The 23,533-nt window shown below is 37.3% G+C and carries 9 protein-coding genes; 7 read left to right on the top strand and 2 right to left on the bottom strand.

Annotated elements, in window-relative coordinates; translation table 11 throughout:
- Window positions 1–11 precede the first annotated feature (11 nt).
- From mazG to GKR71_RS03360, 6 genes are all read left to right on the top strand, one after another.
- Window positions 12–806, top strand: a complete 795-nt coding sequence (gene mazG / locus GKR71_RS03340; protein ID WP_154600103.1) for a nucleoside triphosphate pyrophosphohydrolase — start codon at window positions 12–14, stop codon at window positions 804–806.
- A 364-nt stretch (window positions 807–1,170) separates the two neighbouring features.
- Window positions 1,171–2,808, top strand: a complete 1,638-nt coding sequence (gene pyrG / locus GKR71_RS03345) for a glutamine hydrolyzing CTP synthase (protein ID WP_036952584.1) — start codon at window positions 1,171–1,173, stop codon at window positions 2,806–2,808.
- A 64-nt stretch (window positions 2,809–2,872) separates the two neighbouring features.
- Window positions 2,873–4,174, top strand: a complete 1,302-nt coding sequence (gene eno / locus GKR71_RS03350; RefSeq protein WP_006659306.1) for a phosphopyruvate hydratase — start codon at window positions 2,873–2,875, stop codon at window positions 4,172–4,174.
- A gap of 208 nt (window positions 4,175–4,382) precedes the next feature.
- Window positions 4,383–6,146 carry a T3SS effector HopA1 family protein gene (locus GKR71_RS20010; protein WP_230085015.1) on the top strand — a complete coding sequence of 588 codons (1,764 nt, stop codon included), beginning with the start codon at window positions 4,383–4,385 and terminating at the stop codon, window positions 6,144–6,146.
- 75 nt (window positions 6,147–6,221) lie between these two features.
- Complete coding sequence (locus GKR71_RS03355; RefSeq protein ID WP_230085016.1) at window positions 6,222–11,189, top strand: TcdA/TcdB pore-forming domain-containing protein; 4,968 nt, start codon at window positions 6,222–6,224, stop codon at window positions 11,187–11,189.
- Between the two features lie 374 nt (window positions 11,190–11,563).
- Window positions 11,564–12,949: an SLC13 family permease gene (locus GKR71_RS03360; RefSeq protein ID WP_036952575.1), complete on the top strand. Its 1,386-nt coding sequence runs from the start codon at window positions 11,564–11,566 to the stop codon at window positions 12,947–12,949.
- A 131-nt stretch (window positions 12,950–13,080) separates the two neighbouring features.
- On the opposite strand, the gene GKR71_RS03365 is transcribed toward GKR71_RS03360, so the two are convergent.
- Window positions 13,081–13,707, bottom strand: a complete 627-nt coding sequence (locus tag GKR71_RS03365; protein WP_036952573.1) for a hypothetical protein — start codon at window positions 13,705–13,707, stop codon at window positions 13,081–13,083.
- 281 nt (window positions 13,708–13,988) lie between these two features.
- Between GKR71_RS03365 and GKR71_RS03370 the strand changes: the two genes are divergently transcribed.
- Window positions 13,989–20,291 carry a TcdA/TcdB pore-forming domain-containing protein gene (locus GKR71_RS03370; protein WP_154633945.1) on the top strand — a complete coding sequence of 2,101 codons (6,303 nt, stop codon included), beginning with the start codon at window positions 13,989–13,991 and terminating at the stop codon, window positions 20,289–20,291.
- Between the two features lie 68 nt (window positions 20,292–20,359).
- On the opposite strand, the gene GKR71_RS03375 is transcribed toward GKR71_RS03370, so the two are convergent.
- On the bottom strand, window positions 20,360–23,518 hold the full coding sequence (locus tag GKR71_RS03375) for an efflux RND transporter permease subunit (RefSeq protein ID WP_154633946.1): 3,159 nt from the start codon (window positions 23,516–23,518) through the stop codon (window positions 20,360–20,362).
- Between the last annotated feature and the right edge of the window lie 15 nt (window positions 23,519–23,533).

A 23,533-nucleotide genomic window follows, 5' to 3' on the forward strand; every position in this document is an offset into this window, starting at 1 on the left:
AAGGGTTAAATATGCAGCAGGGCAATAAACAAATTGAACGGTTACTCACTATTATGGCGCGTTTGCGAGACCCGCAAAATGGCTGTCCGTGGGATACGCAACAGACATTTAAAACCATTGCCCCTTATACCCTTGAAGAAACCTATGAAGTTCTAGACGCCATTGAACGGGAAGATTTTACCGACTTAAAAGGCGAGTTGGGGGATCTTCTCTTTCAAGTGGTGTTCTACGCGCAAATGGCACAAGAGCAAAATCTATTTGATTTTGATGATATTTGCCAAGCTGTCAGCGACAAACTTGAACGCCGCCATCCTCATATTTTCGACGAAAACAACCAACTCAGCAGCCAAGAAGCCATTGCAGGTTGGGAGCAGCGTAAAGCCAAAGAGCGTGCAGAGAAAGACCAATACTCAGTGTTGGATGATATCCCGAATGCACTTCCTGCCTTAATGAAAGCCTATAAAATTCAAAAACGTTGTGCCTCAGTAGGCTTTGATTGGGATACACTGGGTCCTGTGGCTGGTAAAGTCACCGAAGAGCTAGCGGAAGTGATGGAAGAAGCCACTCAAGCAGTAGTGGATGAACAGCATCTTGAAGAAGAAATTGGTGATTTACTGTTTGCGACAGTGAATTTATCCCGCCATTTAGGGCACAAACCTGAGCTTGCCTTACAAAAAGCGTGCAGTAAGTTTGAACGCCGTTTTCGTGAAATCGAAAGACGATTAGCAAAAACTGGCAAATCGACAGAAACTGCTACACTTGATGAGATGGAAGCATTGTGGGTGTCTATCAAATTAAATGAATAACCCAATTCAGACAGCTAAATTTTGCAAAGAATGCTCGTCGATAATGATAGTCACGGATTGAAATAGTTATTCAAAATCAAACAATCGGCAAAATGATGTTTTTTCAGTGATAGATTAAGCTGAAAGGATTTAGCATTTACACAAAAATGTGTTAATCTTGCAAAACAGTTGAATAGCACCCTAGAAAGTGACTATTTATCAAACGATAAATATTTTTATTTTTAACTTGCTGATTTATTTAAGGTATTAATGAAAACTAGCCTTATTGCGCTTAGAACATTTGTAGGAGATTTAAGGTTCGGGTATACTGTTTTCCCGTCCTGTTATATCCATCATCTTTTAAACCTAAACGTTCAGGTTCAGCATGAAAACTAATTATATTTTTGTGACCGGCGGGGTCGTATCCTCTCTGGGTAAAGGCATTGCCGCAGCCTCCTTGGCGGCTATACTCGAAGCCCGTGGACTCAATGTGACCATTATGAAACTGGATCCCTACATTAACGTAGATCCAGGCACAATGAGCCCAACCCAACACGGGGAAGTTTTCGTTACAGAAGACGGCGCTGAAACTGACTTGGATTTAGGTCATTATGAGCGTTTTATTCGTACCAAAATGACACGTCGCAACAACTTTACGACTGGACGTGTTTATTCTGAAGTCCTGCGCAAAGAGCGTCGTGGCGACTACTTAGGCGCGACCATCCAAGTTATTCCTCATATCACTAATGAAATCAAAGATCGCATCATCCGTGGTGGTGAAGGTCATGACGTCGTATTAGTCGAAATCGGCGGTACAGTCGGTGATATCGAGTCTCTACCATTCCTAGAAGCTATTCGTCAAATGGCTGCAGAAGTGGGCCGTGAGCGCACACTGTATATGCACTTAACCTTAGTGCCATACTTAGCGGCTGCGGGCGAAGTGAAAACAAAACCAACACAGCACTCTGTGAAAGAGTTACTGTCAATTGGTATTCAGCCAGATGTGCTGATCTGTCGTTCAGATCGAGTCATTCCTGCGAATGAGCGCGCGAAGATTGCCCTATTCTGTAATGTTCCAGAAAAAGCGGTTATCTCTCTGAAAGACGCAGATTCAATCTATAAAATCCCTGGCATGCTGAAGGCGCAAGGTTTAGATGAATACATCTGTAATCGCTTCCGTCTTGACTGCAAAGAAGCTGATTTATCTGAGTGGGAACAAGTTATTTACGAAGAAGCCAATCCAGCAGGTGAAGTTACCATTGGTATGGTGGGTAAATATGTAGAATTACCAGATGCATACAAATCAGTTATCGAAGCACTGAAACATGCGGGTCTGAAAAATCGCTTAACAGTGAATATTAAGCTGATTGATTCTCAAGATATCGAAACCCGTGGCGTTGAGTTACTCAAAGGTCTGGATGCGATTTTAGTTCCTGGCGGTTTTGGTTCTCGTGGTATTGAAGGCAAAATTCTGACGGCACAATATGCCCGTGAGAATAAAATTCCTTATTTAGGTATTTGTCTGGGAATGCAAGTCGCTCTCATTGAATTTGCACGTAATGTTGCGAATATGAAAGACGCGAACTCCACTGAGTTTGATGCAGATTGCAAATTCCCAGTTGTTGCGCTGATTACTGAATGGCGTGATGAAGATGGTAACGTTGAAGTGCGTTCTGAAGAGAGCGACCTTGGCGGTACAATGCGTGTTGGTGGTCAGCAATGTCATTTAACCGATGGCAGTTTAGTGCGCGGTATGTATGGCGCAGAAACAATTGTTGAACGTCACCGTCACCGTTACGAAGTGAATAATCTGCTGTTGAAACGTATCGAAGATGCGGGTCTGAACATTGCAGGTCGTTCCGTGGATAATAAACTGGTTGAAATCATTGAAAATCCAAACCACCCATGGTTTGTGGCTTGCCAGTTCCACCCTGAATTCACTTCGACCCCAAGAGATGGTCATCCGTTGTTTGCAGGTTTTGTTAAAGCCGCTGGTAAGTACCAGAAAGGTGAGTTGAAATAAGATACGGGGAAGTCGGCAATTTTCGCCAACTTCCCGAAATTTAACTTGTACTGAGGAAAACCTAATGTCCAAAATTGTTAAAGTGATCGGTCGTGAAATCATTGATTCTCGTGGTAACCCAACTGTTGAAGCTGAAGTACATTTAGAAGGTGGTTTTGTTGGTTTAGCTGCGGCTCCATCAGGCGCATCTACAGGTTCTCGTGAAGCACTGGAACTGCGTGATGGTGATAAATCACGTTTTCTGGGTAAAGGTGTTCTGAAAGCTGTTGCCGCTGTTAACGGTCCAATCGCTCAAGCAGTTATCGGTAAAGATGCTAAAGATCAAGCAAATATCGATAAAATCATGATTGACTTAGATGGTACTGAAAACAAATCTAAATTCGGTGCAAACGCAATTCTGGCAGTTTCTTTAGCAAACGCAAAAGCAGCAGCTGCGGCAAAAGGTATGCCTCTGTATGAGCATATTTCTGATCTGAATGGTACTCACGGTCAATACTCTATGCCTCTGCCAATGATGAACATCATCAATGGTGGTGAGCACGCAGATAACAACGTTGATATCCAAGAATTCATGATCCAACCTGTTGGCGCACCGACTCTGAAAGAAGCGGTACGTATGGGTTCTGAAATTTTCCATCACTTAGCAAAAGTACTGAAATCTAAAGGTATGAATACGGCTGTTGGTGATGAAGGTGGTTATGCACCTAACTTAGAATCTAACGCTGCTGCACTGGCTGCTATTAAAGAAGCGGTTGAGCAAGCGGGTTATGTTCTGGGTAAAGATGTGACTCTGGCGATGGACTGCGCAGCTTCTGAGTTCTACAACAAAGAAACTGGCAACTATGAACTGAAAGGCGAAGGTAAAACCTTCACTTCACAAGAGTTCACTCATTACTTAGAAGAACTGACTAAACAATACCCAATCGTTTCTATCGAAGATGGTTTAAACGAATCTGACTGGGATGGTTTCGCATACCAAACTAAAGTTCTTGGTGACAAAATCCAATTAGTTGGTGACGATTTATTCGTAACTAACACTAAGATCTTAAAAGAAGGTATCGAGAAAGGCATCGCTAACTCAATCCTGATCAAATTCAACCAAATTGGTTCTCTGACTGAAACATTAGCTGCGATTAAAATGGCGAAAGATGCTGGCTATACTGCCGTTATCTCTCACCGTTCAGGTGAAACTGAAGACGCAACTATTGCTGATTTAGCGGTTGGTACTGCTGCAGGTCAAATCAAAACCGGTTCTATGAGCCGTTCTGACCGTGTTGCTAAGTATAACCAACTGATCCGTATCGAAGAAGCTCTGGGTAACAGCGCACCATTCAACGGCCTGAAAGAAGTTAAAGGTCAAGCGTAATTTATATTCGCTTAGATTAAATTGAGAAAAGGGACGAGAAATCGTCCCTTTTTTTTATTTAAAAAAAATGCTTTTGAAAGTATTTAAAATCTATAAATAATACAGATTAACTCTATTTAGTCATTTTGAAAGTTTGTGTTAGTAATAGGATAACAATCTAATAGGATTGTTGTATTAACTAATATGAATACTAAATAGGGATATAATTATGCCGACAAATAGTCGTAATTCATTGTTAACTGAAACAAAACATCTTTATCAATATGCCAATAGTAATACGGCTATTAAGAAATTAGTGATGGAGATAAAGACAGAATATAAAAATAATGGATCTTGGAGTTCATCTTCAGTTAAAAAACTAAAAATAATAGAATCAAATCTTTCAAATTTTATATATAAAAAATACAGTTCAAATAAGCCTATAGATGCAAGCAGCTTAACTAGTGAAGAGCAAAAAGAATATTTGGATAAGTTTAAATTATTAGCTGAAAATAATTCAAATATTGAAATTAGAATTCAAGGAAAAAATGAAGACTATTTTAGTCACTTATCGGATAGTGATCTCTTAGATGGTGATGCTTATCGTCTTTTACCCAAGGACTTCAATGGGCGATATAAAAATAATTCGATGTTAATGTCACGATTAACAATTAATGTGAAAAAAGAGCATTACTTTTCATTAGCTGAAGCACTAGTCTATTTGTATGAACGAGATCCTCATAATAAAATTATGCAGTCAAAGATTATGGGACCTAAAAAATTAGGTAACTTAACAGATCAAGCTGTTATTTATTTTCCCAATGCAAATTTACAAGATGCAATTGAGATTGCGAATGAATTAAAGGAACTATTACCTGAAGATGCATTTGTTGAACATGTACCTATAGGGATGCACCGTATTGATAAGGGAATCTCTTATTCTGAAACCTTGAAAAATCAATCGAGCAGCCATGGAGAAGTAAGAGCAGAGATAATGGCTAAAGCTGTGTCCGAGTCATTATTAACAGGGACGCCTGTAGAGGAGTGTCTTGACCATCAGCTAAGTATCTATGGTTATTCAGTTGAAAATCCAGCATTGATCTCTCAATCCGTTCGCGAGGCTAGTCATGATATTAGTTTAGCTGGCAGCAATCATGGGGTAGAGGTATTACCCAGTAAAGATATTAATATTTTTAAACAGGATCCTATAAATTTTTCTCAGCAGTATATATTGAATGCGAAAGAATTGAATACAATTTTACAGTTACCATCGGAAGGCAAAGTTATTTTTAATAAAAAGATTGGTCACGGTTATTTTATTGAGTATGTAGATGATAGTTATAGAAATGATGACTTTAATTCTATTGATTGCTATTTTTTAGAATCAAAAATGAGAAGTAAAGATAGTCAACAAGTTGAATATATTGATATCCCTAAAAAAAATTCGGAAATACAATTTTTATTTACAGGGCAATTGCGTGGTGGTTCTATTATTGTTACAGAATTGAATAGTGAAACATATCGAGTATATAGGGATAATCGAAGTGATGCATCTTTATTATATGATAATGTCGTGATGGCTATTGATGAGCGAGATTACAATATTAAAGAACATAATATTACTAAAGCTAGCGTATTTATGCATTATAATGATGGAGAGTGGAGCCTTATTTTTCAGCCGCAAAGAAACGATAGTTCATTAAATCCAGAAAGTAATATGGTTATAAGGCAAAAGCCTGGAGATTACTCAAGAAAGCAAAGAATGCATGATTTTTATATTTATAGAAATAAGATACATCAAGAACTGAAAGATTTGGCTAGTAATCTAAATATTATATTTAGTGATATACCTGAAAGTGAAGATATGTTGCAAGAGCCATTAGAGCAAAGTGCATCAGTAAACACTTGGTTGGATATAGGTGAGTGTATAAAATTAAAATTAGATATCCAAAATAATAAGCTAAATGAAAAATGTAAATTCTTAGAATTTTAACTTTCCAATACAACCGATAGCAATAAAAGACAGTATCTAGAAAGCCTTATTAAAACGAATAAAACGATTGTTTCATTGAATAAAAGAAAATACGGGAATTTACTTTATGCTTTACGAGAGGTGGAACGGAGTTGGATATGGATCAGTACTAAAGAAAAACATGGGACAGATGCTGTTATTCAAACAATTGATCATGATGAAAATATAGAAGTAAATGCCAGCTCCGAATACCACCTTACTATTAATGAACGCTATGAAAATTTAATTTATTCACATAAGTTAACTCGAAACCTACGATTTAAAAATGAATTTAACCTAGGTATTGAAAATTATAAAGAGATTAACATTCCTGGTTTTGATGTATCAATGAATTCAAATAAATTAAAGAAATTGTATGTTACTGGAGAATATACAGCAAAAGAAAGAGGTGCACTATATCGCCAAATTCAAGATGTAAGTTATTCTGAATATATTTCAAAGGTTTTAAATCAAACAGGGAAGATTAGTGAGTTATTTTCTTCTTTAGGCAGTAAAACAAATCGGTTAATACCACAAGATTTTTATTTATCATTAATAAGAAGTGATTCAGGTGGTCGCTGTTACCCTTTAGTGAGAACGATGTCTGTAGCATTAGCTCTTAATGGACATACAGGTGCTGATAGATTTATTGATAAGCTATATATGGCAGCGGCAGCGCCTGAAAGTAAGGATGCGCTATTATTACAATCGTCACTCAAAAATCTTCATTCCAATGTTAGTGCGGTTGAATCCTCCTTTTCTCATGGCGTGATGGAATTGAAGAAAATACAGACATTACTAGATATCAATGAAGAAACAAAAATGTTTGCAATGAACAGTAAAAGCCATTCGATGCTAGTTGGGAAGGTTGTAGAAAATGGGAAAAGTACATATTATTTTTACGATCCTAATTTTGGTTTATTTTCCTTCAAAAATAGTAAACGATTATTTGCAGCCTTAAAGATTTTTTTTATTGATAAGAAAATGGCAAGTTATTATAGCGCTTTTGAGCGTAATAATAATCCTGCATTTGAGTTAGTCTTTATTGATGTCGGTCGTATGAAAGATGTTCCTATCGGTAATCATTTGACTGTAAATGACTTAGTTTCATCTGAAGAATTATCAATAAAGTCATTAAGAGAAAAGGAAATCGAGGATTTATTCCATCAACAAAATGAAATTATCCATGACACTCAATTGAAAACATCTTTAGTGATTTTAGATGCGGAGCAATGGGCTGAAAATATCGATCAATCTCTAACAATATTAACAACAGAAAATAAATTGGATGAAAACTGGATACCATTATTTTCGTCAGTAGAGTCATTGGGTAATGAAAATTACAAAATTCAGTTCGTTAATATTAAGGACTCAAAGTTAACTTGTTGGGTTGAAACTAAAGATAGTGTTTTTATGCGATTTCAGCGCCATTCCTTAGAGCAAATGGGAATCTTCAGACAATATTATACATTTGAAGAAAACCATCTACGTGAAAAGTTTGGTGAAGCAAGTTCTTCATCATTTGATGGATTAAATGCAGGTATTGCAATCCAATCAATAATTCAATGGGCAGAAGAAAAGAATCATAATAATGTATCAAAAGGAAAAATATCATCAAATTTATATTTAGCATTAAAAATTCATAGCTATGTTAATTACTCAATGATGGCACATGGTGCAATGAATGACATAGTAAAAATCAATGATATTGTTAAATTAGAGCTAGCTCAAGAAAATGAAATAGCAGGGAAAGGAATGAATTTTTTCTTTTCATCAATGACAAAAACAGCGAATGAAGGAATGACAGTTATTTTTAGTGGGGCCTTAGTTGGTTTTGATGCTTATGAATTATCAAATGCGGAAAATGATCCTGAACGTATTATATTTGGCACTCAACTTGCTTTTGACTCTGCTAGTTTTGCAGCAGGCTCTGGAGGAATAGGATTAGGTATTGCTGGATGTACAGGGGCCGCAAGTGCTTTAGGGAGCGCTAGTGTTCTTGTGGCAGGGTTAGGTATCGGATTTGTTGGATTAGCACGTAATTTTGCAATCATTGGTGAGGATGCAAAGGCAGTTGGACGCTATTTTTACACACTAGATGAAGCTTATAAAGGTAATGGTTTTGATTATATTTCAGATAAAAATATGCTCATTCCAAAATTTGGTGCGGTATTTAGTACTATCTCTCTTAGAGATAGTAAAATTGAATTTGATAGTCAGTATATATATCGTACAAAACCGAATTCAGCAGGAGGTGGACGGAAAAATTATATCTTTTGGGCTGGTAATTTTCCCTCGATGCTATTGGATAAATCTAAAGCCATAAATATTCGTCAAGGAATTGGTTATGAAAACAAAGAGCGTGATATTGATTTTCAACATGTGGACACAATAATCCTTCCAGTTATACCTAAGTCTTATATAAAATACAGTTATAACTTATGGCCCGGTTGTACATCGCGTAATGATAGTGGCTTTAATGTTATTAGGCGTTTAGAGAAAAAAGATAACTTTGATTATGACTTTTACATATTCCCAAGTGAAAATACGATTACCCAAATTTTTCATGAATATGTAGATACATCTATAAATATTGTTCTTGATAAAAAGGACCGTAATTTAGTTATACCTCAATTAGCATCGGAATGGTATGGAAAGATTGAGTATCATATACAAGGCTATGGCGGTACATATAAATTAACGTTGAATAAAGGTGTTAAAATTAAGCTAACTGATGATTCATCTAATAATCAACATTCTAAGTGGATTATTGATATTAGTCAGTTAGGAAGTAATTATGTTGAGATAAAAAATGGTCAGTTGATAGTAGATGGAATCATTATTGATGTCGATTCCAGTAGTATTCAAGGAATGATACTATTTATTGATAAAAATAATGAAATACAAAAAGTTACTTTCTCATCACAACAAATGAGTATCCTTAGTGAAGATGAAAAAAAATGGAAAGAGGGGCCACAAGGTTTAACTCAACATTTACAACATTACGCTGAACAGAATCAAAATCATGGGCAATATGTTGTGATAGAAAATCATCAATATAATAATGAAAATGTTGGGCGGGCGTTCTATGAAGTCAGTTCTCAGCGCTATATTTTTATTAGTAGTACGAATGAAAATAAACAAAATGCAGTTTTTAGCACAACTGTTGGTCAAAACGCTTATTTTTACTTGCCGGAACAGAAAAAGATATGGGAAGTTGATATTGCTACAGGTGTGATTAATGCTGAATACCAATTAGAAAATAAAAATAATCGGAATTTTGAAATACTACAATTATGGAAAGGTGATGGACATATTTATTTTTCGTGCCGTTATTCTGATACTTATGAAGTTGCCAATTTTCAGCTTAAGGAAAATCAAGTCGAATTATTGGGTTTAAATGCAGATTCAAGATTATTAATGCGTCTTGCAGAAACGCCGACTCAATCTTCATCACAATCCCCTCACTCATTTCTACAGAGTTATATGCTTAGCAGTACCTATAAATTACATGGTCAACAAGTACAACATATGGATGCGATTTTAGGTCAAACAGTTACTATCTCAGGCGTCGATGGTAATCAAGCATTGCACCGCTATTGGTTGAGAAAAACGGATGGTTTACTTATCAAACCTAATTTATCCCCTTCTTTAGGCTATGGAGAAACACCGACAAATATTCGATTACACCAAAGTCATTGGCCTATTCCATCTGACCTCACATTAGTTGGTAGTTTGTTCGATAAACAAGGTACTGAGATTTTCTATTTTTATAGCAAGAAGAATAAGGAAGTTTATCGCCAAGAAGGGCCAGGACAAGATGTACTTAATGTGATTAAACCGACCGCATGGTTCTTAAATACCCCTTTTAGTTTACAAAATGTGGTGTTCTTACAGGGGAAAATTTTTATGTCTGATGCGGATGGAATTGTCAGCCGAATTGATGCAGAAGGGAAATTCCATGTGGTTGCAATCAATGAAACTTGGTTTAATCAACGAGCGGAATGGTGGAAAGCATTAGGTGATTACTACTGCTGTCAGCCTATTATGTTAATTGGATTACAGGATTCGACAGGTCAAGACTCCTTTCCCGGTTGGTTTGTTAATGGTGAAATTGTGATAGCACACGAATTATCACTGAAAAATGAGATTAAATTTTTGGGTTTTGATGAACAGAAATCAAGTGCTTTACTTTTCGATTCTACGACAAAAAAATTGTATAGGCAGCCTGTGGTGAGTGAACGCCAATTACGGTTGGCGTTTGCGCAAGGCTCAACACTTTTAAAGCATGAGGATCTACCTTCTGCTGAGGATATTTATCCCAATTTGCAATTTTCAAATATTAAACAGATTGGTCACGGGCTATTACTTTCAGCGGTGAGCGGTGAGATTATCTATATCGATATACTAGAAAATAATGGAATGCATATAGGCTCTTCGCTAGTCATACGTGGTGGAAGAGAGAATGATGTATTGTCTCCATCGACCATTAAGAATGTCAAAAATATCGTATTAAGCGCAGGTGAGGGTGAGGACACTTACTGGATTTCACAAGAAGTTTGGCAGCACTATCATGGAATTATCATTGATAATAATTCACATGACTTAAAGTTGGATACATTGATATTACCCATTGAAAACATAGATGAGCTACTCGTGAATCAACATGGGGATGATTTATTGATTACGGATGTTAGCCAAAATACTGTACTGGTTTTACGTCAGGTTTTTGGGGATCAGAAAGCGTCTCATCAACATTTGCAATTACGTTTTATTAACCAGCCAAATAGTATTCCTCTTGAGGAATTTATGAGTCAACATCTGCTCATAATGACTGACGACTTGGTAGAAACAAACATTAGCATACCAAACTACAGTGATATAGAGAGTGACGTGGATATATCACTATTGTCAGGGTACACATCCAGTCTTGAACAAAAAGAATCTTTAGGGGTATCAGGAATGCAGACTGAGCAGCTGCCTCAAAAGAGACTATATTATAGCCTGTTAAATTCCCCTTCCTAAGATAACAAAGAAAAATGTAAGCCAGTCTAAGTTACACAATTAGCTGGCTTACAGTTCACAAAATGAATATAGGACGATTTATCTGAACTATCAAATTGTTATATGTTTTTAAAGGGAATAATTTATAGAAGGGAAAGTAGTGAGTTATGCTTGCCTATACCTTGTTTTCGGTAATTAAATTGCGATTTTTGTGAATCGCTAGCGAGATTTTTAAGATTTTAGCTATAAAGCAAATAAATTGCGCGGCTCAGATCGCAGTTTTAGGTTATCTACATTTCCATCTCATTAAATTAACTCTATATTTTACCTCCTGTAAAAAATGATTAACAAAAATTACTTGAAAACTTAAATTGCTTCCGAGCTATGGAGTAAACATGGATGCTTCTGAATCTTTGACACCAGCAGTTCCTCCAACCCCTTCTAATAAGCGTGGTTGGATAATTTTAGCTGTTGATGTTGTATTACTGATTTTACTGTTGAAATATTTGCCTTTTGATGACAAAGCAAACGCTGGGCTGGCCTTAATGGTTTTTGTCGGTGTGCTTTGGCTGACAGAGGCTATTCACGTGACCATTACCGCACTTTGTATCCCATTATTGGCAGTAGGTCTCGGATTAATGGGAACAGGGGATGCTTTAAAAGCATTCGCAAACCCAATTATCTTCTTATTCTTTGGTGGATTTGCACTAGCAACTGCATTGCATATTCAAGGTCTTGACCGCCTGATTGCTAACCGCCTGCTGATGGCAGCACGTGGACGCTTATCTGTTGCAGTGATTTTGCTGTTCGGGGTGACCGCAGGGTTATCGATGTGGATCAGTAATACGGCAACTGCCGCAATGATGTTACCACTGGTTTTAGGTATTCTTTCTAACCTTGATGTTCGCCATGAGCGCAATACGTTTGTATTCGTATTATTGGGTGTGGCTTATAGTGCCAGTATTGGTGGCTTAGGAACCATCGTAGGTAGCCCACCGAACGCAATTGCAGCTTCTGCTCTTGGCTTAGATTTCCTATCATGGATGAAATACGGTATTCCAATCATGGTAGTTTTACTGCCAATGATGTTTGTTTTGATGTATATGATGCTGCGTCCAAACTTAAAACACCGTTTTGAAATTGAATTAGAAAAAGTTGAATGGAATGGCAAGCGTATTACTGCGATGAGTATCTTCTTATTGGCAGTTGTTTGCTGGATCACTAGTACATTTATTAGTGATGCTCTTGGTGGTGTGAAAGATTTAGATACCATCATTGCATTGAGCGCGGCAGTATTAATCGGTATTACGGGGGTGGCGAGTTGGTCACAAATCCAGAAAAATACCGAGTGGGGCGTATTGATGCTGTTTGGTGGTGGCTTGACACTGAGCGCGATTTTAAGCTCATCTGGTGCAAGTAAAATCATGGCAGATTGGATGCAAATGACATTTGGTGAAAGTCATTGGTTTGTAATCATTCTTGCGGTGACGACTTTTATTATCATCCTGACGGAATTTACCAGTAATACAGCCAGTGCGGCGCTGTTGGTTCCAATCTTTGCAACGGTTGCGGAAGCATTAGGTATGCCTGTTATGGCGTTAACCATGATTATCGGTATCGGTGCATCTTGTGCCTTTATGTTACCTGTCGCGACACCACCGAATGCGATTGTATTTGGTTCGGGTTATATTCGACAAATTGAAATGGTACGTGTAGGTGCTGTATTGAACGTGGCATGTATCATTGTCATCTCTTTATTTGCTTGGTTCTTCTGGCTGTAATAGCCCCCGGAAAATTCAACAAAATAGACGTTGTTAATAAAGCGCAATACCGTAAATAGCAACGTAATAATAGTACGGCCTCAGAGAATGAGGCCGTTTTTATTTTCTGATGCTGTTGATATGACATGCATCTATTGATTCTTCCCTAGCTGAAAGTCTCCTGTTCTGAATATTGAAATCTCACTATTTCCACGTAGTAAGGAATTTCTAGTTTGAGTGAATCCTTTAATATCAATTATATTTTGCGGGCAAAGAAGACATGCTTTGCATAATGTTTGATGGCTTTCAAGAGGGCGGATATTACCGAAAATCGTGACGTCCTTGTCTGTCACAAGATGGTGTGCTTGTTGATGAAAAGTCTCGATTTTCATATAACGAGCTGCACTCAAAATACCGTCATGAAGGGGAGTGAATAGAGTGTTTGATGGATTGAAGTTGTGTTGTTTCGAAGAAGTGATAAAAGGGGTGTTTTGATGACTGAAGCGATTAGCAAACAAGACAGGTTTTGCTAATTGAAAAGATGAGGATAATGAAGATTGGCTAGATGAACTTGAATTAACTAGCTTTATGACTCGTTGTTTTGGAAAGTGGTTCTCCATTTTGGGTATTTTCGCCCACATCATCTTGGCGATTTGAATGGTCAAACTCCGCTGACCATGATTCTCATTACTCAAGAAAAAATTATGCTCAATGACTATTGTTGAAAGAATGTTCCAACTGAGCAGAAAGGGGTTCGTTAGCATTATTGTGTGAATCATCTGTTATAAGTTCCTTGCTATTAAATGTCCTTAACGCAGATGACTATAACGCTAATTTTCTATTCTGACGTTATCAAAAAATAAGAGAGAGCTATTAAAAACACCAATGCTATTTAATACCTCTATTTTTAATGAAAATGAATTGGTATGGTTTTATATTTGATCTTAAATTTAATTTCACAGATGGATTTTGTTATTTATTTAAAACTATTGTGCAATAATTAAAATTAGAATAATTTTTTAATTATTACATTTTTTATTAAATAAATGGAGTTATAGAAATGAAAATTGATTTTCATTGTTCATCTGCTTTTTATTCTAAAAAAAATAACATTAACCCTAGAATCATATCTCAGGCATTACGTGATTTGGCGTTACGATCACCTTTTTGGTGGAATAGATCAGCTCAAGAAACTTCTGCAAGTCAAGATATTAAGCTATTTAAGGAGAATGCGATATCGTTCTCTAATACCAATACAATTAGTGCTGATAGCATGACAAGAGCGGGGAAACTCCCCTCACAAGGTTTTGTGAAATTGACTCAGAAATCACCAAATACTTACACCATTGAACCCATCTCCAGTGCTTCAAATCTTAGCCCAGAGCTAATCGTTAATGCTTACTTTTTAGGGTATAACGGCGCTAATCAATCAAGTACAAAACCGGCTTATGTTGATATACCTATACAGGCAGCGGAAGAAAGCTTTCTCTTTACTGGGTCTTTAACGGGATGCTCAGTTATCGTTACAAAACATAATGATACGACGTATCGTGTGTACCATGATGGAAGAGTTAATAGCTCGATATTATATGACAATGTGGTCATGGCATTTGATTTTATTGATTACCAAGTTGCCGGGACAGATGAAGGTTTGGCAATGGTTTATATGCGGTTTAATGAAGGTCAATGGGAGTTAATTTTACAGCGTCAGCAATATGAGGTTATTAATGGCATTCCCACACCACAACGACGAACACAAGGTGAAACAATAAGTCAGTTATATCCAGATGAAGAATTATCTCAATCAAATCTAGAGAAATTTAATCGATACCGTAGTGATACTCACCAAGAATTAGTGAATCTTGCTCGGGATTTTAATATTGATACGGGGCATATTGAAGATGGTGTTTATGAGGGCGGTGACTTTTCATCACAACATCCTGCGATTCTTCCTTGGGTAAATCTTCGAAATGAAATAAAAAAACATCTCAATATTGAGAGAGAAAAAATAGATGTAAAAATAGAGGATGCAAAAAAGGAACTTAGTAGCTTACAAAATAAAAGAACCGAGTTAAATCAAACAGAAATCACTTATGAAGATAAAGTTAGAATAGATGAATTAAATAAAATCATTGAATTTAATCAGAGGTTGAAAGAATATTATAAGCAAAAGTATAACTCTATTCTATCTGAAAGTTTATCTGTAGAACGTAGTTGGCTATGGTTGCAAATAAAAAACAATCATGGTGAAGATACTGTGATTAACGTAAATCAAGCGACTATTAAATCAGGTGTTCAATCTGAAAACACCAGAGATAGAAAAAAATATAATGTCCTATTAAGTAATGATATATGGAAAAATAATAGTGATTTTAATAATGGGATTCAACAATATGAAAAAGAAAGTATCCGCGGTTTCGATGATAAAATGTCTTCATCAGAAATGCGAGAGCTTTATATTAAGGGTGGGTTAAATGCTAATGAGCGTGGTGCTCTATCTCAATATATTAAAATAAAGGAAGAGTCTGAATACATAGAAAATGTTTTAAATTTCACATTAAAAACAAATACCCTATTTCAGGATGGAGGAAGCATTTATCAGCGCCTTGCTCCTCAAGATTTCTATTTACAATTAATGGGGGATGATGAAGGAGGGCGCTGCTATCCTCTCGTTAGATCCATGTCTGTTGCATTAGCGCTACATGATGGTACTTATGGTTCTGATGAACTTTTCAATAAGCTATTTACTGCAGCTGCATCACCGGAAGATAGAAACTCAGTTTTATTGAGATCATCACTGCAAAACTTACATTTTAATACGCAAGCTGTAGGAGCTTCCTCTTCAATTGGTCTACTTAATTTAAAGGAGATAAAAAAACTATTCATTGAATCTAATGGGACTCAGATGTATGCCTTAAATACCCGAAGCCATTCAATGCTAATAGGGAAAAAAAATTATAATGGTAAAACTCATTACTATTTTTATGATCCAAATTTTGGTCTTTACGTTTTTGATAACCCTAAAAAATTATTTAATTCATTAAATAACTTTTTGATCAAAGAAAAAATGGTATATCAATACGATGTGTTAATGGAAGAGTCTGTGCCTGTTTTTGATCTCGTATCGATTGATGTAGAGCAAATGGCAAACGTAGATGTTGGCTCAGGGTTAAAAGTCGAAGATTTAGTGTCTTCCTCTGAGTTATCTGAGGTTATTCCGAGGCGCCAAGAAACAATAAACTTTATTGAACATCAAAGGTTATTGGCAAAAGATAGGCAAATAAAATCGTCTTTGAGTATTTTAAAAGCGGAGCAATGGGGAGGCCGCTTAGAATCATCACTTGATAAAATCACGCAAGAGCATCAATTAGATGAACACTGGCTACCTGTTTTTGCTAGCACGGATAAATTAGAGGATGGGCGGTATCAAATTCAGTTTGTTCATAAAGACAACGAAGAATCTTCCCGTTGGATTGAAACCTATGACAAAACGTTTTTTGAATTTAAACAATATTCTTATGAATCAATGCGTTATTTTAGTGATCATTACACATTTAATGATTTAGAGTTACAACATGAAGAGTGTCTTTCTGGTACTGAACATGTGGATGGGCTTAATTCAGCCATTGGTATTAAGGCATTGATTGAATGGTCAGCAAATCGCAATCGTCAGTCGGTTGCTTCGGGTAATCCTTCTAACTTAGAAAGTGCTTTGAAAATCCATGCATATGTGAGTTATACAATGATGGCTCATGGGGCGCTAAATGATGTATCACGGGTTGTGCGTTTAGCGGGGGCACTTTGGAAAGAGGGGGGTGAGGTTGTAAAAACAGAAATGAATAGCTTTTCATCATCAATTTTACGAACAGCAAATGAAGGGGTTGGTACGGTTTTTCAAGGGGTAATGGTCGGGTTTGATATTTATGAACTTGCAAATGCAGAAAATGAACCTCAGAAAACTATTATTGGGACTCAGTTGGCATTTGATTCTGCAGCGCTGGCGACAAGCGTTATGGGGTATGGGGCTTCGCTATTGGGAGCTGAAACTGCTGCTGGTGTCGCTATGCCATTAGCTGTGCCTTTAACGGGTCTTGGAATTGGTATCACTGAATTAGTCAAAATTAATGAGCGTCATGCACAAGAAACGCTAGAAGTTGGGATTATTTTTGCTCAATATAAAGATCACTATCAGAATGCAGCTATTAGTTATGATGAGGAGAAAAAATTATTAATTCCAACAGAAGGCATTGTTATTAAGGAAATTAACTTTCTTGATGGGAGCTTTACGCTAGGTAGTCACTATATTTATCGAGGTGAAAAAAGAACATGGATTTTTGGACATAGTGTTTTACACGATTTTCAATCACGTCCACGAGCTGATATCAATAAAGATGAAGCGATCAATATTAGAGAAGTAGTTGGTGTTTCGCAAAATGAGGTGGAATTTAATCCCTTTCAATCGAATATTCTGGTATTACCTGTAATACCAGAATGCTATTTAAGTTACAAGTATTCCTCTTTTTTGGGTGTTACAAGTCGTAACGACTATGGTTTTTCGGTTCTTAGAAAAATAGAGGAGGATTATCAGTTTTATTTTGACTATTTTTATTGTGCTCTAGAATCTGCTATATCAGAATTAAGACCTGAGTATGTTTTCACGCCTATTTCAGTTTTTTTAGATTTTAAAAATAAACATTTAATTGTTCCTATGCTTCCAGAATCTTGGCATGGCTATATAGAGCATGCAATTACAGGGAGCGGAGGGGAATATCAGATTACAATAAATCAAGGCGCTTCTTTAAGACTGAAACAATCTCCTCTTACGACTAGCCAGTCTACGTGGATTATTGATACTAGTTATATTGATGGTAATAAAGATCTGCCAATTAAAATTAATGATAATGATATTAAAATTGGCAATACAGTTATTTATATTGATGGTACGGCTAAGTCCAATAAATTTCAGATTATAAATAGTCAGAATGAGATCAGAGAAGTTGATTTTAATAATAAAACTATAGATATCGTTCGTCTGAATGGTAAGCTGTGGGATTCGGAAAAAAGCAGTATTAAATCCTATCTTGATGATTTAGATAATAAAAATCAGTTACATAAACAATATGTCATTATCGATAATTATCAAGTTAACGGAATGAATGTTGGCAGGGCATTTTATGATGTCGCTAACCAGCGCATGCTACATACCAACTCATCTAATAAAGAAAACCAATCTGCAATGTTGATTACGATTATTGATGACACGGCATATTTTTATTCTAAAGCTGAGAATATAATCTGGTCAACTAACGCTAATAATGGCGAGTTATATGGGAGATTTGATTTTTTTGATATTTTAGGTAATAACTCAAGCGTTGAAAATATATCGATAAAAAACAATGTGATTATTGTTGAGTTAAAAAATAGAAATAGACGTAGTGAAGTGAATGTCGTTTATTATTTAGTGGATAATAAATTGAAATTGGCGAATATTTCAAATGACTTTATTTTAATGGAAAAATTAGCCAAAATAAATCCAGTAATGTCACCACAGCAGAAAAAATATTTTTTAAATCATGATTATTTAGTTAATGATAACTATATTAGAGCGAGTAAGGAGGATAAAAATGCATCACAAATAACATCATTAATAACAGCCCCTTCGCCAAACCTCGCTCCAACTGTGATGATAAAAAATACAAACTATTTAGGTTTCCAGTCTGTTTATTGGCTACGTACTCGTGACGGCGTATTAATAAAACCTAATTTAGCCAGACCAGATGATCATGATCAAAAGGAAATTGATAACATATCTCAAACAATGCACTGGTTTTCTACTAACCCTGACGAATTAGCTTATATGAATCGTAGGCTTGCAAATGGTGAACCTTTCAAGGATGTATTAGATCCTACTTATGCTGGTTTTACAAACAAATGGATATTGTTAGGTGTTGAAGAGCGATTTAGGGTGGCAAATACAGAGCCTACATTAATAAAAATAGTGGGGGCATGCTTTGAAAAATTTGATCCGCTCACGGATACTTGGAACTGGAAACCGCCAACCGATCTCACATTGGTAGGTAGTCTATTTGATGATAATGGAGGCGAGGTCTTTTTCTTTTATAGCAAAGAGTCAGATACAATTTTTCGTCAAGAAGGGCTAGGGCAAAAGGATATTGATCTTAAGAATCCAACCGCTAAGCGATTAAGCTTTAATGAAATAGAAACAGTTTTTGATTGGCATGGTAATTTATTAGTTATCCAAAAAAGCGGAGTGGTGAAACAACTTAATGTTAATGGTAGTGCAGATACTGTTGCAATAAATAAAAACTGGTTTGAAAATGAATCCTTTAATTGGGAAAATTTAAGCGGTTTTATTGATGAGCCTCATCCAATCACACTGTTTGGTTTAAAAGTAAAAGATGGAAAACAATCTTTATCAGCGTGGTATTTCAAAGGCAAAGTGATTATTAGTGAGTCTTTACCATCTGAAAATACATTACAGTTTTTGGGTTTTGACTTACATAATGACAGTGGAATTATTTTTGATACACAAGCCAAAAAATTATATCAACAAAAGGCAATCTCTAGTGTGCTGCTAGCGACTATGTTTGATGATGATAAATCTTTAAAGCCTTCGGAACATTTACCAGAATATATTGAATTATATCCAGATGTCTCTCTTGAACATGTTCAGAAAATAAATGGGGGGTTAATGTTATCTTCTCGAGAACGCCAAATTATTTTTCATCCATTATCAAAAAGTGAACCATTAGGCTCATCCTTTATTATTAAAGGAACAAATAATGATGATGTTCTTGCACCAAGACAGTTAAATACGGTTAAGACATTAATATTGAGTGGTGGGGAAGGTAAAGATGTTTATCACTTGAAAATAGAAGATTGGCAAAACCATGAGACTATTGTTATTGATAATCAATCACAAGATAAGCAAATGGATTATCTTGCTATACCAATCAATGCGAAGAACAATGCAATTTTTGTTAATCGACTGAATAATGATTTAATTTTTACGGACTCCATTAATCAGACTTCACTAATTTTGCATAATATTTATGGAGATAATTCATCAAATAGCCGACATTTAATGATTCATTTTGATGATGGCATTTTAAATATCAGTGAACTTGCAGAAGCGGTTACCGATCATCGTGGTGCCATGTATTTATTAAGCTATTTTGAAGAGAAGCCACGATGTAATGAAGAGCTGGCTTTTTTAGCTGAAAGTTGTAGCCAAATAACATTAAACAAAGATTTTAGTTATTTACAATATGATAATGTACAGATGAATACGCGAGGCCCAGAGATTTCTTCTATAGATATGATTCAATATAAAACACACTAAATGCTATTGATGGCAGTCATATAAATAAAAAGCCCCCAATTAAGGGGGCTTTTTTAACGCACTAGCGATTAATGAGCTGCTGGTGGCTGATTGTTATCAACGTGTTCTGGTGCCTTTGCAAAGCGGCGACGGATCACCACAAAGAATACCGGAACGAAGAAGATAGCCAATGATGTTGCTGCGAACATACCACCTAGTACGCCTGTACCGACGGAGTTCTGTGCTGCAGAACCTGCACCATTACTGAATACCAGAGGGATAACACCCAGCATAAATGCCAGTGATGTCATCAGGATTGGTCTTAGACGCATTTTAACTGCATCTAATGTTGCTTCAATCAATCCTTTACCTTCTTTCTCCATCAAGTCTTTGGCGAATTCAACAATCAAGATTGCGTTCTTCGCCGATAACCCAATGGTGGTTAACAGACCTACTTTGAAGTAAACGTCGTTATCTAAGCCTCGGACTGAGGTGAAGAGTAACGCACCGATAACCCCAAGTGGAACCACTAACATAACCGAGAACGGTACAGACCAGCTTTCATACAGTGCAGCTAGACACAGGAATACAACAATCAGGGAAATCGCATACAGGGCAGGTGCCTGGTTACCAGACAAACGCTCTTGATACGACATACCTGTCCACTCATAACCGATACCCGCAGGTAGGTTTTCGGTGGTCAGTTTTTCCATCATCAACATTGCAGCACCGGTACTTTGACCTTCTGTTGCTTGACCTTGAATGTTCATCGCTGGAACACCGTTATAACGTTCTAAACGTGGTGAACCGTATTTCCAAGGATCTTTAGATGTATCTAAGAATGCCGAGAATGGCACCATTTTTCCTTGGTTATTACGAACATACAGGTTGCTGATATCTGACGGCAACATACGGCTTTCCGCGTCACCTTGTACGTAAACTTTCTTCACACGACCACGGTCGATAAAGTCATTGACGTACGATCCACCAAACACGGAGCTGAGAGTTGCGTTGATATCGCTGATCGCAACGCCTTGCGCCTGTGCTTTTTGCTGGTCAATGTAGATTCGATACTGTGAGGTATCATCTTGACCATTCGGGCGTACGCCTTGCAAAATTTCAGGGTGCTGAGCGGCTAGTCCAAGTAACTGATTACGTGCTTCCATCAGTTTTTCATGACCTAAACCTGCTTTATCTACCAACTCAAAGTCAAAACCGTTTGATGTTCCTAATTCGACGATTGCTGGTAAGTTAAAGGCATAAATGAAGGCGCCTTGTTTTTTGGATAGTGCTGCGTTTGCACGTGCAACAATCGCATCCACATGGTTTTCGTCACCTTTACGCTCATCCCAGTTTTTCAGAACGACGAACGCAAGACCCATGTTTTGCCCTGCACCTGCAAAGCTAAAGCCACCAACAGTAAATACAGACTCAACGTTTTTACCTTCATCTACTCTGAAGTAATTACTCACTTCATCCAAGATGACCTCGGTTTGCTCTTGAGTTGATCCTGGTGGTAACTGCACCATGGATAAGAACACCCCTTGGTCTTCTGCTGGTAAGAATGATGATGGTAGACGAACGAACATAAATGCCATACCCACTACCAGTAAAACGTAGATCACAAGGTAACGACCTGTACCATTCAACATACGGCTTACGCTGTCTGTGTAATGGTGAGCTTGCTTTTCAAATACGCGGTTAAACCATCCAAAGAACCCTTTTGTGGAACCATGGCTGCCTTTTTCAATTGGCTTCAACATGGTTGCACACAGTGCAGGGGTCAGGATCATCGCAACTAATACTGATAGCAGCATCGATGAAACGATGGTGATAGAGAACTGACGGTAAATTGCCCCTGTAGACCCGCCGAAGAAGGCCATTGGGATAAATACCGCAGACAGCACCATTGCAATACCGACCAGAGCACCTTGAATTTGCCCCATGGATTTTTTGGTCGCCTCTTTTGGTGGCAGACCTTCTTCTTGCATTACACGCTCAACGTTTTCAACCACAACGATGGCGTCATCCACGAGAAGACCGATGGCAAGTACCATCGCGAACATGGTTAAGGTGTTTATCGAGTAGCCAAAGGCTGACAAGATAGCAAAGGTACCTAACAGCACCACTGGTACCGCGATTGTTGGGATCAATGTTGCACGGATGTTCTGCAAGAACAGATACATAACCACAACAACCAACATAATTGCTTCGACCAGCGTTTTAACTACTTCGTTAATTGAAATCTTAACGAATGGCGTTGTATCGTACGGGTAAACAACTTCTAGTCCTTCAGGGAAGAACGGTTCCATATCAGCTAATGCTGCACGGACGTTATTTGCCGTATCCAGTGCGTTTGCGCCCGTTGCGAGTTTAATACCAATACCCGCAGCTGGCATGCCGTTAAAACGAGCAATTGTACTGTAGTTTTCCGCACCTAATTGAACAGTAGCGACATCTTTCAAACGAACTTGAGAACCATCTTGGTTCACGCGTAATAAGATGTTAGAAAACTCTTCAACGTTGCTTAAGCGAGTTTGAGCAATAATTGATACGTTCAAACGCTGGCTGCCAACAGGAGGAGTTCCCCCTAATTGACCGGCTGCAACTTGGTTGTTCTGTACACGAATCGCATTAATGACATCCGAAGTTGCCATGTTGTACTTAACAAGTTGCTCTGGTTTTAACCAAATACGCATTGCATATTGGGTACCAAACAGCTGGGTTTCACCAACACCATTAACACGACTAAGAGGGTCTTTAATATTCGAACCTACGTAGTCGGCAATGTCGTATTGACCCATTGAACCGTCTTTAGAAATAAAGCCTGCAACCATTAAGAATGAGCTGGTTGACTTATCCACACTAATACCTTGTTGCTGTACTTCTTGAGGTAAAAGTGGCATAGCCAATTGCAGCTTATTCTGTACCTGTACTTGGGCGATATCGCCATCAGTACCCGCTTCAAAAGTCAGCGTAATACTTGCTGAACCTGATGAATCACTGGTTGATGACATATACACCAAGTTATCGATACCGTTCATATTCTGTTCGATAACTTGGGTCACCGTATTTTGTACCGTTGACGCATCCGCCTCTGGGTAGTTAGCTGAAATGGAAACAGCCGGCGGTGCAATCGTCGGATACTGAGCGACAGGTAACTTGATAATTGCCAGCAGACCCGCAAGCATGGTGATAATCGCAATTACCCACGCAAAAATTGGTCTATCTATAAAAAACTTAGGCATTAATCAATCGCTCCC

The sequence above is a fragment of the Providencia sp. wls1922 genome (assembly GCF_009706505.1).
GTDB lineage: Bacteria > Pseudomonadota > Gammaproteobacteria > Enterobacterales > Enterobacteriaceae > Providencia > Providencia lanzhouensis.

What these genes read in the sequence shown, in the direction of transcription:
- mazG (WP_154600103.1), top strand. Translation starts at nt 12, where the DNA reads ATGCAGCAGGGCAATAAACAAATTGAACGGTTACTCACTATTATGGCG.
- pyrG (WP_036952584.1), top strand. Translation starts at nt 1,171, where the DNA reads ATGAAAACTAATTATATTTTTGTGACCGGCGGGGTCGTATCCTCTCTG.
- eno (WP_006659306.1), top strand. Translation starts at nt 2,873, where the DNA reads ATGTCCAAAATTGTTAAAGTGATCGGTCGTGAAATCATTGATTCTCGT.
- GKR71_RS20010 (WP_230085015.1), top strand. Translation starts at nt 4,383, where the DNA reads ATGCCGACAAATAGTCGTAATTCATTGTTAACTGAAACAAAACATCTT.
- GKR71_RS03360 (WP_036952575.1), top strand. Translation starts at nt 11,564, where the DNA reads ATGGATGCTTCTGAATCTTTGACACCAGCAGTTCCTCCAACCCCTTCT.
- GKR71_RS03365 (WP_036952573.1), bottom strand. Translation starts at nt 13,707, where the DNA reads ATGATTCACACAATAATGCTAACGAACCCCTTTCTGCTCAGTTGGAAC.
- GKR71_RS03370 (WP_154633945.1), top strand. Translation starts at nt 13,989, where the DNA reads ATGAAAATTGATTTTCATTGTTCATCTGCTTTTTATTCTAAAAAAAAT.
- GKR71_RS03375 (WP_154633946.1), bottom strand. Translation starts at nt 23,518, where the DNA reads ATGCCTAAGTTTTTTATAGATAGACCAATTTTTGCGTGGGTAATTGCG.